The organism is Streptomyces sp. NPDC001770, from assembly GCF_053596135.1.
This window is the reverse complement of sequence record NZ_JBSFFN010000009.1, coordinates 119,543-133,532: the sequence shown is the minus strand read 5'-3', so window position 1 is coordinate 133,532 and position 13,990 is coordinate 119,543. Positions and strand designations below refer to the sequence as shown.

At 74.4% G+C, this 13,990-nt stretch carries 13 protein-coding genes; 11 read left to right on the top strand and 2 right to left on the bottom strand.

The annotated features are described in order from the left end of the window. The first annotated feature begins 45 nt into the window (after positions 1 to 45). Complete coding sequence (locus ACWCSV_RS11055) at positions 46 to 1,344, top strand: ricin-type beta-trefoil lectin domain protein (RefSeq protein ID WP_451140750.1); 1,299 nt, start codon at positions 46 to 48, stop codon at positions 1,342 to 1,344. A gap of 58 nt (positions 1,345 to 1,402) precedes the next feature. On the opposite strand, the gene ACWCSV_RS11050 is transcribed toward ACWCSV_RS11055, so the two are convergent. After that, on the bottom strand, positions 1,403 to 2,065 hold the full coding sequence (locus ACWCSV_RS11050; protein WP_451140748.1) for a lysophospholipid acyltransferase family protein: 663 nt from the start codon (positions 2,063 to 2,065) through the stop codon (positions 1,403 to 1,405). A 417-nt stretch (positions 2,066 to 2,482) separates the two neighbouring features. On the opposite strand from ACWCSV_RS11050, the gene ACWCSV_RS11045 reads away from it, so the two are divergent. The 3 genes from ACWCSV_RS11045 (at position 2,483) to ACWCSV_RS11035 (ending at position 4,247) form a co-directional block, all read left to right on the top strand. Beyond that, positions 2,483 to 3,364 (top strand): SDR family oxidoreductase, encoded by an 882-nt coding sequence (locus tag ACWCSV_RS11045; protein ID WP_451140746.1) that lies wholly within the window; start codon positions 2,483 to 2,485, stop codon positions 3,362 to 3,364. Positions 3,365 to 3,471: 107 nt separating this feature from the next. Then, positions 3,472 to 3,654 (top strand): DUF6480 family protein, encoded by a 183-nt coding sequence (locus tag ACWCSV_RS11040; protein ID WP_451140744.1) that lies wholly within the window; start codon positions 3,472 to 3,474, stop codon positions 3,652 to 3,654. 119 nt (positions 3,655 to 3,773) lie between these two features. Continuing rightward, on the top strand, positions 3,774 to 4,247 hold the full coding sequence (locus ACWCSV_RS11035; RefSeq protein ID WP_451140742.1) for a hypothetical protein: 474 nt from the start codon (positions 3,774 to 3,776) through the stop codon (positions 4,245 to 4,247). Positions 4,248 to 4,341: 94 nt separating this feature from the next. Here the strand turns inward: ACWCSV_RS11035 and ACWCSV_RS11030 are convergent, their stop codons facing one another. Next, positions 4,342 to 6,003: an MFS transporter gene (locus ACWCSV_RS11030; RefSeq protein WP_451140740.1), complete on the bottom strand. Its 1,662-nt coding sequence runs from the start codon at positions 6,001 to 6,003 to the stop codon at positions 4,342 to 4,344. A 264-nt stretch (positions 6,004 to 6,267) separates the two neighbouring features. On the opposite strand from ACWCSV_RS11030, the gene ACWCSV_RS11025 reads away from it, so the two are divergent. From ACWCSV_RS11025 to ACWCSV_RS10995, 7 genes are all read left to right on the top strand, one after another. Beyond that, positions 6,268 to 6,978 (top strand): cupin domain-containing protein, encoded by a 711-nt coding sequence (locus ACWCSV_RS11025; RefSeq protein ID WP_451140738.1) that lies wholly within the window; start codon positions 6,268 to 6,270, stop codon positions 6,976 to 6,978. Then, the gene (locus tag ACWCSV_RS11020) at positions 6,975 to 8,042 is read left to right on the top strand and encodes a hypothetical protein (protein WP_451140736.1); all 1,068 of its coding nucleotides are present in this window, start codon (positions 6,975 to 6,977) and stop codon (positions 8,040 to 8,042) included. Before ACWCSV_RS11025 ends, ACWCSV_RS11020 begins: the two co-directional genes overlap by 4 nt. Then, positions 8,039 to 9,229, top strand: coding sequence for a hypothetical protein (locus tag ACWCSV_RS11015; RefSeq protein WP_451140734.1), 1,191 nt, complete (start codon positions 8,039 to 8,041; stop codon positions 9,227 to 9,229). Before ACWCSV_RS11020 ends, ACWCSV_RS11015 begins: the two co-directional genes overlap by 4 nt. After that, a complete protein-coding gene (locus tag ACWCSV_RS11010; RefSeq protein WP_451140732.1) occupies positions 9,226 to 10,152 on the top strand; it encodes a hypothetical protein in 927 nt (308 codons plus the stop codon). Before ACWCSV_RS11015 ends, ACWCSV_RS11010 begins: the two co-directional genes overlap by 4 nt. Before the next feature lie 12 nt (positions 10,153 to 10,164). Continuing rightward, positions 10,165 to 10,698 carry a hypothetical protein gene (locus ACWCSV_RS11005; protein ID WP_451140730.1) on the top strand — a complete coding sequence of 178 codons (534 nt, stop codon included), beginning with the start codon at positions 10,165 to 10,167 and terminating at the stop codon, positions 10,696 to 10,698. 74 nt (positions 10,699 to 10,772) lie between these two features. Further along, entirely contained in the window at positions 10,773 to 12,533 is a 1,761-nt protein-coding gene (locus ACWCSV_RS11000) for an asparagine synthetase B family protein (RefSeq protein ID WP_451140728.1), read from the top strand. Between the two features lie 64 nt (positions 12,534 to 12,597). Next, positions 12,598 to 13,947 carry an aldehyde dehydrogenase family protein gene (locus ACWCSV_RS10995; protein ID WP_451140726.1) on the top strand — a complete coding sequence of 450 codons (1,350 nt, stop codon included), beginning with the start codon at positions 12,598 to 12,600 and terminating at the stop codon, positions 13,945 to 13,947. The last annotated feature ends 43 nt before the right edge of the window (positions 13,948 to 13,990 follow it).

Here is a 13,990-nt window from a genome sequence, read left to right as displayed (position 1 = left end):
TCACGCCCCACGGACCCCTTGTCGATTTCTCCCCAGGACGAAGCCATGACCCCGAAGAACGCCTCGCAGGACCAGTCCCCGACCGCCGCCGTACAGGAGGAGCCCGTACCCCTGCCGGAAGGCGAAGCGGCCGCCGCCACCGCCGCGGGCGTTCTCCCCGCTCCGGCGGCGCGGGGAGAACGCCCGGACTCCGCGGCCGAGCCCGGCCGCGCCGCGCGGCCGCTCGCCGACGGCGCCGGGGAAAACCCTGCGGAGCCCGAAGTCTCCCCCGCCTCGCGGCCGGACGCGGACTCGGAGACCGCTGCCGGGCAGGACGCCGCCGTCGCGGCAGCGGAGGCCCAGGAACCCGACGGCCCGCACGCGAGTGGGGCAGCCGTCGGAGGGGCGGCGCTGGAAAGCGGCGAGGCGACGACCGCGCTCGTCGCGGCGTCCGACGGCGAACGGGCGGCGGACCCGGCCGCCGCGGTGGCCCGGGACCCCGCGCGCCCCTCGAAGGGCATCCTGGCCGGAGCCGCCCTCGCGGGGGCGTTGCTGATCGCCGTACCGTTCCTCGTGCACGGTGGCGACGACCACGTGAGCGTCCGCAACCCCGCCGCCGCGGGCGACGCGTCCGGAACCGTGCTGGGCGAGGCGCAGGACGCGACCGTGCCCGGCGCCTTCGCCTCCGCCTCGCCGTCGCCGGAGTCCGCCGTCTCTCCGACCGCCGCGCAGCCTCGGGATCCACAGGGCGAAACGGCCGCCGAAGCGGGCAGCCCGGCGCAGGTCGGCCAGGCGGGGGACGGCCCGGCGGGGGTCGGCCCGCAGTCGGGGTCGTCCGGCGGGTCGGGTTCGGCGACGGGCGGCAGTGGCACCGCGCCGCGGAAGTCACCCACTCCTGCCAAGGCACCTGCCGCCAGGAGCGGTTCGAGCGGTACGGCTCCGAAGTCCAGCAGCAAGCCGAAGGCCACCGCCGCAGTAGTGCCGGGAATCCTCATATCCAGTCATGCGTCGGGGCGTTGCATCGACGTCGTGGGCAACAAGGGTGCGGACGGTGCCCCCCTGGAGATCCAGAGCTGTACGGGTGCCGCCTGGCAGAAGTGGGACCTCCGGCCCGACGGCACCATCCGGTCCATGGGCCTGTGCATGGACGTCGCCTGGGGCTCCCGGGAGAACGGTGCGGTGATCCAGCTGGCCCGGTGCAGTGGCAACCCGGCCCAGCAGTTCCGCCTCAACGCCGCCAGCGACCTGGTGAACCCGCAGGCCGACAAGTGCGTCGACGTGAAGGACGCCCTCACCGGCAACGGCACGCGGCTTCAGCTGTGGGAGTGCAACGGCCACGACAACCAGAAGTGGAGCCGCCGCTGACCCCGCGTGCCGCCGTGCGCGCATGTCGGTGAGGGCCCGGTGCGCGCCGGGCGACGGATCACCCGGTGGGCCCGGCCGTCTCCCCCAGCTGGGCGGCGGCCGTGCGCCATGCGGCTGTGACGGCCCGGTGCGCCGCGGCGGTCGCGGCCGGAATGCCGTCGGGGAGCCGAACGGGGCTGCCGAAGTGGACGTGCAGGCGTGGCCGTCGGGCGGGTGCCGTGAGGAGTCCGGCGATCTGCTTCACGGCACCACCGGAGACCACGCGGCGGGCGCCCGCCTGGCCGAGGGGTACGACGGGAGCGTCGGCGGCCAGCGCGAGACGGGCGAGCCCGCTGCGGAACCGCTCGGGCGCCGCTTCGGCCGAGTCCTTCCGCCGCGGCAGCCCGCCCTCCGCGTAGATGAGGACGGTCCGGCCGGACCGCAGGGCCGTGGCCGCCTCGTTCAGGGACTCGGCCGCCCGGACGCTCCCCCGGTGGACCGGCACGTGCCCGCCCCTGACCAGCAGCGGGCGGAGTACCGGGATGCGCCAGAGGCCGGCGGTGGCGAGGACGACCGGTTCCACTCCGTGGCGGAGCAGGGCGGCCAGCACGATCCCGGGGTCGATGAGCGAGGTGTGGTTGGCGACGACAATGGACCCGGGAGCGGGGGCCGCCTCCTCGTCGGACGTGGTCGTCAGGTGTCCGAGGGAGGGCACGATGGCGGCGGCGATGCGGCTGAGCACGGGTACTCCTGCGGTCGGTCGGCGTGGCGGCTTCCATCGTGCGGCAGCCGGGCGCCCGCGGCGTGAGTCGTCGTACTCATCCCGCCGGAGTACGAGGTGCCTCCGCACCACGCGGTCCGGCCGGGGCGTTCAGCCGGACCGTGGCACCCTTCGAGGAGAGCCCGGTCGACGCCTCGGGGCAGTGTGCGCCCCGTCGTCGTACGAGAGCTCGGCGGCGGTGGTGCGGGGGAGGTCTCCGGGCCGCGGATTCCCGTGCCCGGTGTGATCATCCGGTCCGTACGGGTACCGGTCGGCCCCCCGGGGCGGGCGGCCCTCAGAGCGAGCCCGATCCGGGCCGGCGTGTTTGGGTGGAACGGGCGGCGGACCGCCGCCGGGCCGGAACGCACGGTCCTCGCCCGCACAGCCGAGGAGTGCACCATGCGCGACAGGAATCCGCTGGAAGGGCGGCTCGCGGTCGTCACCGGAGCAGCGCGCGGAGTCGGTGCCGGCGTCGCGAGGGAACTCGCGCGCCGGGGCGTACGGCTCGCCCTGCTCGGACGCGAAGGGGAGACGCTGGAGAGAGTGGCAGGCGCCCTGGAGACGGAGGCGCACTGCTTCGAGGTGGACGTCACGGACGACGCGGCCATGGAACGCGTGGCGGGGGAGATCTCCGCGCGCCTCGGCCCTCCGTCGATCGTCGTGGCGAACGCCGGAGTGGCCGAGGGCGGCCCCTTCGGTACGTCGGACCCCGTGAGCTGGCGCCGGGTCGTCGAGGTGAACCTCGTCGGCAGCGCCGTCACCGCACGCGCGTTCCTGCCGGGGCTGCTCGAGACGCACGGGTACTTCCTCCAGATCGCCTCGACGGCCTCGTTCGGCGCGGCCCCGATGATGAGCGCCTACTGCGCGTCCAAGGCGGGCGTCGAGTCTCTCGCGCAGTCCCTGCGGGCGGAACTCGCCCACCGCCGGGTGGGCGTCGGCATCGCCTATCTGAGCTGGGTGAGTACCGACATGATCCGCGACGCCGACCGGTACGACGTGCTGCGCGAGCTGCGCGGACACATGCCCCGCCCGGCCCGCCGGGTCCACCCGGTGGAGCAGGTCGCCGGCTGGCTGGTGCGCGGCATCGAGCGCCGCTCGCCCACGGTGTACGCGCCGCCGTGGCTGCGGCTGGCGCAGCCCGTACGCCCCCTCCTGCCGTCGCTGGTCACCTGGGTGTCCCGGCGGCAGCTGCCGCGCCTGGAGGAGCGGGCCCGGTTCGAGGCCACCGGGCTGCTGGGTGCCGGCGGGCAGGCCGCCCGCCGGGCGGACGGGCAGGGGTGACGGGGGACGGCGCGCCGCATGCGCAGCCCGCCCCGTGTGCCGCGCGCCGTCGGTGGCGGCCGGCGCCACGGCGTGCGCCGGGGCCCGGGTGGAGAGACGGTTGATGCATGACTACAGCACTGAATCCCCCGGGAGAGACACCGCCGGCCGAAGGCTGCATCGGTGAGGCGCACCAGGAGCGGGCGGACGGAGGCATGTGGGAACACCCGGCCGTCTGGGCTGCCGTCGTCCTGGTGGGCGCGGCGGTCTTCGCCGCCTTCTTCCTCGCGCGCATCTTCGGCTTCGGCTGAGCCTTCCCCGGCGCGCCGCCCCGATCCGCTTCCCGTACTCCCCGCGCGGCCGTCGGTGGCGCGTGCGGGCCGCGTAACACCCTGGCGTGGATCACCTCGTCTCCCTACCGTGTCCGAGCATGGAATGGATGACGCTGGTGGCCACGCTTCTCGGTGCGGTGATCGCCATGGGCTCGGCGATGATGATCGAGGCCCGCAAGGACCGGCGCGAGGCCGCCGGGGAGTGGCGGCGCAGCAGGCGCGAGCTGTACGGGGCCTACCTCGGGACGCTCTCCCAGGTGCGTGGCGAACTGCAACTCCTGATACTCGACCGGACACCGACCGACGCCGACCGTCAGGTCCGTGCCCGGCAGAGCTTTGCCAAGTGCTACGAACTCCGTTATCAGCTGGAGGTGTTCGCGCCGCGTGCCGTCGTCGAACCCGCCCTTCGCTACTTCCGGAGCGTGCGCAGGCTGCGGGACGAGGCGGGTGCCGGGGTGGTGGACGGGGACGCCCGCTGCGAGCGCGCCTTCGTCGACGTCATGGACGCGCTGGCCGAGGTACGCGACGCCATGCGGCTGGACATGGGGACGGACGCCCTCGCCGCGCACTGAACTCCCGTACCGACGCACCCTCATGACTCCTCGCCCCTGTGATGTCCTCCGACCGTGGCCGGCCGGAGGACATCACAGGGGCGAGGAGCACCGGTCAGGTCCCCGGTGGCGCCGGTCCGTCGTCCGGCGCACGGTCCCGGAGCGCCGCACCGTCCAGGCCGGCGGCCGTCCCGGTATTCGTGCCCGCCCCCACCGCGGCGTCCTCGTCGTCGTCCGTCGCGGGGGCCATGCCGCCCTGGAGCCGTTCGCGGTCGGAGGCGCGGACCTGGATGACGAAGAGGGAGATCAGCGCGGCGAGGACGGCGAGCACGGCCGCGACGATGAAGGCGGCGGACACACCGGACGTCAGCACCTCGTTGCCCCAGGGCGGCGGAAGTTCGCCGGTCCTGCGGAACTCCAGCTGCTGCGCGGGGGTCGCCTCCCGCATGAACTTCGGGATCTGGTCGGTGGCCTCGTTGCGGCTCGCGGTGCCGAAGACCGTGACCAGGATGGAGAGGCCGAGCGAACCGCCGACCTGCTGGGTGGCGTTCAGGATGCCGGAGGCCGCGCCCGCTTCCTTGGGGCGGACGCCCGAGACCGCCATCAGCGTCAGGGAGACGAACTGGAGTCCCATGCCGAAGCCGAAGACGAGCACCGGGCCGAGCAGGCTGCCCAGATAGGTGCTGTTGGCATCGGTCAGGGTCAGCCAGCCGAGTCCCGCCGCCGCCAGCACCGCGCCGGTCACCATGAACGGTTTCGGCCCCCACCTGGGCAGCAGCTGGGACGCGAATCCGGCGCCGACCGCGATGATGGCGCTCACCGGGAGGAAGGCGAGACCGGCGCGCAGCGGGCTGAAGCCGAGGACGTTCTGCACGAACAGGGTGAGGAAGAAGAACATGCCGAACATCGCGGCGGACAGGGACAGCATGATGCCGTAGGTGCCCGCGCGGTTGCGGTCGCGGAACATCCACAGCGGGGTGATCGGCTGTTTCGACCGCTGCTCGACGGCGATGAACGCGGCGAGCAGCACCACGGCGGCAGCGAAGGCCCCGAGGGTTATCGGGTCGCTCCAGCCGTCCTCCGAGGCCCGGATGAAGCCGTAGACGAGCATCACCATGCCGAGGGTGGAGGTGAGTGCGCCGAGGACGTCGAAGTGTCCGGGGTGGCGTACGGACTCCGGGATGTAGCGGGGGGTGGCCAGCGCGATCAGCAGGCCGATCGGCACGTTGACGAAGAAGATCCACCGCCAGTCGAGCCATTCCACCAGCAGACCGCCGGCGAGCAGTCCGATCGCGCTGCCGCCCGCGGAGACGGCGGCGAAGACGCCGAACGCCCTGTTCCTCTCGGGTCCTTCGCGGAAGGTCGTGGTGATCAGCGACAACGCCGTGGGGGATGCGATGGCGCCGCCGACGCCCTGGAGCGCGCGGGCGGCGAGCAGTTGCCAGGACTCCTGCGACAGACCGCCGAGGAGGGAGGCGAACACGAAGAGCAGGACGCCGAAGACGAAGACCCTGCGGCGTCCGAGGATGTCTCCCAGCCGTCCGCCGAGCAGGAGCAGGCCACCGAACGTCAGGGTGTAGGCGTTGATCACCCACGAGAGGTTCTCGGTGCTGAATCCCAGCGCGGTCTGGATGTGCGGGAGCGCGATGTTGACGATGGTGATGTCGAGCACGACCATCAGCTGGCACGAGGTGATGACCAGGAGTGCCATGCCCTTGCCGCGCCCCTCGTTGCGGGGCGCGGCCAGATGTGCGACATGTGCGGGAGAGTCCGTCATATCAGTACTCACGTCTGCCGACGGCGGCGTCCACGGCCCGGGCGGGCCGGACGCGTTACCCGTCCGACGTTAGGCCCCGGTCCTGGGTGCCGCCATTCGGGCGTGCGGCGGCCGTCCGCCGCGCCGTTCGTCCGCCCCTCGCGCCTCCCGTTCACCGCGACTTCACCGGAGAGACGTGCTCACGCCTCCCGCTCGGGCCTCGTCCGGCCCTACGATGCCCCCGAGACGCGCGCGCCGCGCGTCTCGGGGGCAGGGGGAGGCGCGATGGGCGCGGGCGGGGAGATACCGGACCGGGTACGCGGGGCGCTGCCCCGTGGTGTCCGCCTCTACCATGTGCGGCCGGACGGCTCCGTCCTCGTCGCCGACCGTGACGACTGCCGTCCGCTGGGTCCCGGCGGCGGGATGATCCCCTTCATCGACGACGGCCAGTTCGCCCACTATCTGGTGGGGGACGCCGGGACGTCTCCGGAGCGGCCGTCCAACGCGACGGTGAAGCTGGGGATGGTCGGGCCCCGCAGCGCGTTCACCCCGCACGCCCACGGCGGCGAGCACTACGTGCTGTCGCTCGGCCACGCCTCGTGCGGTCTGTACGACGACGAGCGCGGCAGGACCACCGACGTGCCCCTCCTGCCGGGGATGCTCATCCGCATCCCCGAGATGGTGCCCCACTCCTTCGCCAACCGGGGAAAGCGGCCCCTGACCATCGTCGCGGCGAACACGGGGTACGGCATCGACCACGAGGACTACGCGATCACCGCCCCGGAGGCGGAGCGCCGGGCCCTCGGCGGGGATCTGCCGGAGCCTCGCGGCGGGGCTCTCGCCACGGCGGCCACCACCGACTTCCGGGCCCTGGCGGCGGCCCTGCGTTCCGTGGAGGAGCGCCAGAACGTCGTGGGCATCGCCCCGGCCACGGTCCGGGAACGGCTGGCGGGCCGGCTGCGCCGGGTGGCCACGGCGCTGGAGGCCCGCCGGTGATCTGTCCGCACTGCGAGCACCAGTTGCTCCGCAAGGAACGTCCCGGCAACAGGTGCGCGTACTGCCGGCGCCTCTACGCACTGGATCCGAAGACCAACACGCTGGGGCTCAGCGATCTGCGGGTGCGGCGGGTGATGGCCGCGCTGTCGGCCGACGGCCATGTCGCGGTCGCCCCCGGCCAGCTGTGGTACGCCCTGTCGCGCCGTTCGCTGCGGACCAGCCGCCTCGGCGCGGTCTGGAACCCCTTGCTGGCGGTGGCGGGCGCCGCCCTCCTGCTCGCCGGTTTGCTGGTCCCCTTCGTACCGGCCTTCTTCACCGGGTCGGTCTTCCTTCTGGTGTCGCTGTCGGTGGTCGTCGCCCGCGGGACGGGGGCGGGGCGGGGCGTCCCGCCGGTGGACCGCGACGCGTTCCGCTCGGCGGTCCTCGCCCCGTGGCTCAGGGTGTACGGCGACCTGCCGCCCGGCCTGGTGGACGAGCCCGTGCGGGAGCGGAGCCCTTACGGCGCCCCGCTCTCCATTCGGAAGCCCGAGCCGGGCGCCGGGGTCCTGCTCTGCCCCGATCCTTCGGTCATCGCGGTCCTCGCGGCGGAGGGTGTGGCCGGCCACTACGGTCTGGTGCTGGTCCGGACCCTCGACGAGGCCGTGGGCCTGGCACCGCGGGGGCCGGTGATCGTGCTGCACGACGCGGACGCCCACGGGGTGCTCCTCGTCCGGCGTGCCCGCGACGCGTTCCCGCGGACCAGGGTGGTCGACGCCGGGCTCCCCGTGGGCAAGGTGCGCGGCCTGGCCCAGGCGGTGCCGGTGCGCGACCGGTGGCGCAGGCCCGACGCGGCGGCGCGGCGTGAACTCGCGGCTCTCGGCGAGTTCGGCGATGCGGAGCTGAAGTGGCTGGGGCAGGGCTGGGGGTTCCCACTCGTCGGGCTGCCTCCGGCCCGGTTGCTGGACGTCGTCGCGCGGTGCGCGGCCCGGGCCACCGGACGGCCCGATCCCGCCCGCGCCGGGGCGGCCGGTCTGGGCTTCCTGACCTGGCCCTCCCCCGGTACCGGACGGGAGCCGGGCGAGTGATCTGCCCGGGCTGCGAGGTGCGGATCACCCGCAAGGAACGCGTCGGCGGCAGATGTGTGCGCTGCGGGCGGCGCTACGCCCTGGACCCGTGGTCGGACGGGGCCGGGATGCACGACGTCCGCATCCGGCGCTGCGTCGAGCGGGCGACCGGCAACGGCCGGCTGAGGATCACCCTGACCCAGCTCTGGTACGCGTCCCGGTCGTCCAACCCGTTCTCGGAGGCGTCCCGGCCGCGCGGTGTCCGGGCGTGGCTGCGCTGGGCAGTCGCGCTGCCGCTCTCCGCCGCGCTGGTGGCGGGTGCGGTCGTGACGCACGGCGGGCTCCGGACCGTGGCCGCGTGGCTGGTGCCGGTGGTGCTCGTCCTGGCGGCCTCGCTGCGCCACCGTCCGGGGCGGGGCGCGTTCGCGCTGGTCCAGCCGCCGGAGAGCACGTTCAGGGCACTGATGCACGGGGCCTGGACGACGACCTACGGCGGACTGCCCGGCGGAGTGGTGGACGAGAGGCGCACGGCGGGCGCCGCCGCCGCGCGGCGCGCGGCCAAGACCCGGTCGGGACCGCCCGAAGTGGTACTCCTCTGCGCCGAGCCGGTCGTCGCACGCTTCCTCGGGGAGAACGGGCTCCCGAACCGGCCGCACACCCTGCTGGTGACGAAGGCCGCCGACCGCGCCGGCGGCACGGACGGGCCCGGACGCGTGCGCGAGGCGCTGGAGCTGCTGGCCGGTCATCCGGCCGGTCTGCCGGTCGTTGTGGTGCACGACGCGGATGCCGGGGGCGCCCTGCTCGCACCAGCGCTCCGGGCGGCGCATCCCGGCCGCACCGTCGTGGACGCGGGTCTCCGGCCGGGGACCGTCGCCCGCAACCCGCACGCCGTCCGCCGCTTCTCCGGCGGTTCGGGGTGCGAGGCCGAACTGCTGCGTACGGTGGCCGGTCTGCCCGAGCACGAGGCCGCCCGGCTGGCCGAGGGCTGGTGGTGGCCGATCGCCGCCGTGCCGCCCCCGGTCCTCGCCGACGCCGTCACCAGGGCGGTCGAGCACGCCGTGACAGCCCCGGCCCCGAGGCCGGATCTTCCCGGGAGCCCGCTCTCCCACGGGTTCCTCACCTGGCCGGACCCCGCCGGGCAGCCGCCGCCCCGCGGCGCCTCCCGCGCCCCCGGCACGTACGACCAGCGCGACAGGAGCACCTCATGACGCTGCGACGCCCTCCCGCCGGCGGTGCGCGCCCCTTCCCGGACCCGTCCGGCGGCCCACGCCCACGCCTGCTCGCCCGTGCGCTGGACGCGGCCCTGGACGCCGCGATCGACACCGCCGCCGCGCGGGCCGCCGAACCGGGCGGACTCCGCTTCACCGAACGGCAGTTGTACTTCGAGACCTGCCGGGTCCTCGATCCGGCGCTGACCGTACTGAGCCGGGTTCCGCGCACCGCGCGGCCCAGTCTGCGGCTGTCGTCGTTCAGCCGCGCGCTGGACGCCCGGGGCCGGAACACGGTGCCGGGTCTGCTGCCGCCCCCGCCGGAGGAGGCACCCGCCCCCGCGCGGACGAGTGAATCCGACCTCCACGACTACGGGCTGCCCAAGCTCCTGGTCTGCCAGGACCGCGCCATCGCCCGGATGCTGCTGGCCAACCACGTCCACCTGGAGGCGGCCTGCCCGGTCCTCACGGTGGACGACGCGCTGCCCTTCGACCCGCGGCTGACCACCGCGCTGGAGCGCGCGGACGGGGCGACGGTGTACGTGCTCCACGACGCGAGCCCCCGGGGGATCGCGCTGCGCGGACGGGTCCGGGCCTCCCTCGGGCCCGTCCCCGGCGTACGGGTCTCCTCGCTCGGGCTCGTACCGCGCCATGCGCAGGCCATGCGCTTGCCGGCCGGGCGCGGCCCGGTCCGGCGGGAGGAACTGGCCGCGCTGCCCGGCACCCTCAGGCCGCAGGAGACGGCGTGGCTGGCCCGGGGCCGTTTCGCCGAGGTCGCCGCCGTACCCCCCGACCGGCTGGTCCGCGGGGTGCTGCGTCTCACCCGTGGACCGCGGGTGCCGCGCGCCTCGGTGTGGACGGGGCTGCGGGACCTGCGCACCACGGGTTTCTTGAGCTGGCCCGATCCGACCGGAAGACCCTGAGGACAGCAGACCATGATGAGGCCCACAGAGATCGGCTACAGCGACGAGCTGCTGGCGGACGGCAGTGTGCACCGCTCCTACCAGGACGGCCGGCAGGAGTGGCGGCGGCGCGATGCGGCGGTGGCGAGGCTGGTGCGCTGGCACGACGACGTGGGGGCGTCGGGGACCGACGAGCTCCTCGGCGACCGCATCGTCAAACGCGTCTCCAACGGCACCGTCACCTACGGCCGGGACCTCGGATACGGCCGGACCGTGTGGGGGCGCGGCGAGTCCCTCACCGTCAACCGCACCTCGTTCGGAGGCCGGATGGGCCTGCTGCTCGCCGGCATCGGGGTGACGGCTCTGGCCGTCACCGAGGCGCAGTTGCCGCCGCTGAGTCTGAGCCCGGAGGAAGAGGAGGAGCTGCGCCGCCAGGCGCAGGCCTCCGGTGGGGACAGCGGCGCGGGCGGCGACTCGGGGGGACCGGCCGATCCGGGGGACGACGACTGGGACGGCGACTGGGGCGACGGGAACGACGGCGGCTGGAGCGACGACGACTTCGGCTGATCCGCCGGAGTGGCGCATGAAGGAAACCCGGCGAGGAACAGAGCGGAGAGGAGCCGTCGATGGCGCGCTTCTGTATGAGTCTGGCCCCCACGACGGACGGGGCCCGCGCCCATGTCCGGGCGATGGGCGCGATCCCCGGCGTCGGGCCGGAGATCACCGTCCCGCGCGCGGACGCGGCCCTGCTGCGTGGCGAACCCGGCCCGGCCGAGGGCCCGTTCACCGCGTGCGGGCTCACCGCGACCGGTGAGGTGACCCTCCACAACGCACCGGTGCTGCGGGACGCGCTCGATCAGCACGGCACTCCCGCCCCCGCGCGCTGCCCGGATGCCGAACTGCTGCTGCGCTGCTGGGCGTCGCTCGGTGCCGAGGGGGTGGCGCTCGCCGAGGGCATGTTCGTGCTGGCGGTGCTCGACGGCACCGACCTGGTGCTGATCCGCGACCACGTGGGCGCCCGTACGGTGTTCTACGCGCGGGCGGACGGGGCGTGGGCCGCCTCCTCCTCGCTGCGGGCGCTGCGCAGATGGCCGGCGCTGGGCACGTCCCTGAATCTGGCCGCGGTCCGCTCGTTCCTGACCTTCGCGTACCTGCCGGGTGAGGAGACGCTGCTGACGGGTGTACGGGAGGTGCTGCCGGGCCGGGTGCTGCGGCTGTCGCCGGACGGTTCGGTGAGCGAGACCGTCCACTGGGAGCCGGTCGAGCGGCTCGGCCCGGACGCGCCCGCCGGCCCGCAGGACCATGTCCTGGGGCTGCGAACCCTGTTGGAGGACGCGGTGGCCTGCCGGCTGCCCGATGCGGAGCCGGTGGCGGTGCTGCTCTCCGGCGGCATCGACAGTTCGCTGGTCACGGCGCTCGCGGCGAAACTGCACAGCCGCCCGGTGCGCACGTACTCCATCAGTTTCGGTGACGAACTCCCCAACGAGCTGGGCTACTCGGGCCTCGTCGCCGCGCACTGCGGGACCAGGCACCGGGTGCTGAACGTCTCCGGTGCGACGGTCGCCGCGCGGCTCGCGGAGGCGGCGGCGCTGCTGGACAGCCCGGTGGGCGACCCGTTGACGGTGCCCAACCTCCTCCTCGCGGAGGCGGTGGCCGACGAGGGGGCGCCGGTGGTGCTCAACGGCGAGGGCGGCGACCCCGTCTTCGGCGGTCCGAAGAACCTCCCGATGCTGGTGCAGGAGATGCACCGGGAGCCCGGGGCGCCGTGGGACGAGGACCGGGCGACCGCCTATCTGCGGTCGTACCGCAAGTGCTGGACGGACCTTCCGGTGCTGCTGACCCCGCAGGCGCTGGACGCGCTGGCGGGCGCGCCCCGGCCGCAGCGCTTCGTCGAACCGTACCTGCTGGCCGGCCCGGAGAGTCCGTACCGCATGAGCAGCCTGCTCAACCAGTTGCTCCACTGCAATCTGCGGACCAAGGGTGCCCACCACATCCTGACCAAGGTGGAGCGGCTGACCTCGTCCCAGGGCGTGGAGGGCCGTGCGCCGCTCTTCGACCGGCGGGTGGTCGACCACGCCTTCGCCACTCCCCCGGTGTACAAGCTCCGGGGCACGGTGGAGAAGTGGGTCCTCAAGGAGGCGGTGCGCGATCTTCTCCCCGGCACCGTCGTGGACCGCCCCAAGAGCGGGATGCGGGTGCCGGTCCAGCAGTGGCTCACCGGTCCGCTGCGGGACCTCGGCAACGATCTGCTGCTGGGGCGCGGAGCCCGGGAGCGGGGCCTGTTCCGCCAGAACACGATCCGCATGTGGCTGAAGGGCGGGGGCACGCTGCTGCCGCGCCAGGGAGGGAAGCTCTGGCTCGTCCTCACGCTGGAGCTGTGGCTCCGTTCGTACGCCCTCTGACCGGCGGCCCGGACTCCGGGCGCGGCCAGGACACAACAAGCTGAACTCCCGGAGGAAACCACCGATGAAGACGACCCTCACCGACCCCCGCACCGGTCTGGCGCGCGGTACGGCGCCCGTCTCGCGGGAGCCGGAGGTGGCCGGGGCCGTGTCGGCCGCCAGGGCGGCGCTGCCCGGCTGGAGCGCCCTCACCCCGAGGGAGCGGGTGGAGCGCCTGGGGCTGCTCGCCGCGTCGGTCGAGGCGGGTGCGGCGGAGTACGCCGCGTGCGAGCGGGCCGGGACCGGCAAGCCGGAGTCCGAGACGGCGGGCGAGGTCGCGCAGGTGGCCGACCTCTTCCGGTTCTACGCCACGGCCGCCCGGACCCGGACCGTACCGGCCTCGGGGGCCCTGGTGGCCGGCCATGAGAGCTGGGTGCGGTGGGAGCCGATCGGCGTGGTCGGTGTGGTGGTGCCCTGGAACTACCCGCTGATGATGGCGGCCTGGCGGTGCGCGCCCGCGCTGGCCGCCGGGAACACCGTCGTGGTCAAGCCGGCCGAGACCACCCCGGACTCCCTGCTGCTGCTCGCCTCGCACGCGGCGGCGGTGCTGGGCGAGGGCGTGCTCCAGGTGCTGCCGGGCGACCGGGCGACGGGGCGGCTGCTGGTGGAGTCCGCGGTCGACATGGTCGCGTTCACCGGCAGCCCGGAGGCGGGCCGGGACGTCGCGGCCCGGGCGGGCACCCGCCGGGTCAGCCTCGAACTGGGCGGCAACGCCCCGGCGATCGTCCTCCCCGACGCCCCGGCTTGGACGTTCGCGGCGCTCGCGGAGGCGGCGACGTACAACGCGGGCCAGAGCTGCGCGGCGCCCGCGCGCGTGATCACGCCGGCGGAGAACTACGAGCGCGTGGTCGCACTGCTCGGCGCGGCGATGTCCGAGCGGGTGGCGGGACGTGACTTCGGACCGCTGAACAACGCGGACCAGGCGGCCCGTTACGACCGGATCGTGGCCGCCTCGGCGGCGGGCCGCTCGGTGACCGGGACCGTCGAGGCGTCGGCGGGCGAGGAGAAGGGCTACTGGCGCCCGGCCCTGCTGCTGGCCGACCTGCCACCGGCCGACCCCGCGGTCACCGAGGAGGTCTTCGGCCCCCTGCTCACCGTGGAGCGGGTGGCCACCGTCGAGGAGGCTCTGGCCCTGGCCAACAGTGTGCCGCAGGCGCTGGCGTCCAGCGTGTGGACGACCGGCCTGGAGCGGGGCATCGATCTGGCGTCCCGGCTCGACGCGGGCGAGGCGTGGGTCAACTGCCATCTGGTGCAGACGGCCGAACTGCCGCACGGCGGACGGGGTTCCTCGGGCCACGGCACGGACCTGAGCGTGCTCGCCCTCGACGAGTACCAGCGGCCGAAGACGGTCACGGTGCGCGTCGGGCGGCCATGACACCTCTCCGTCCGGGGACGGAACCGGGCTTCTGCGGACCGGG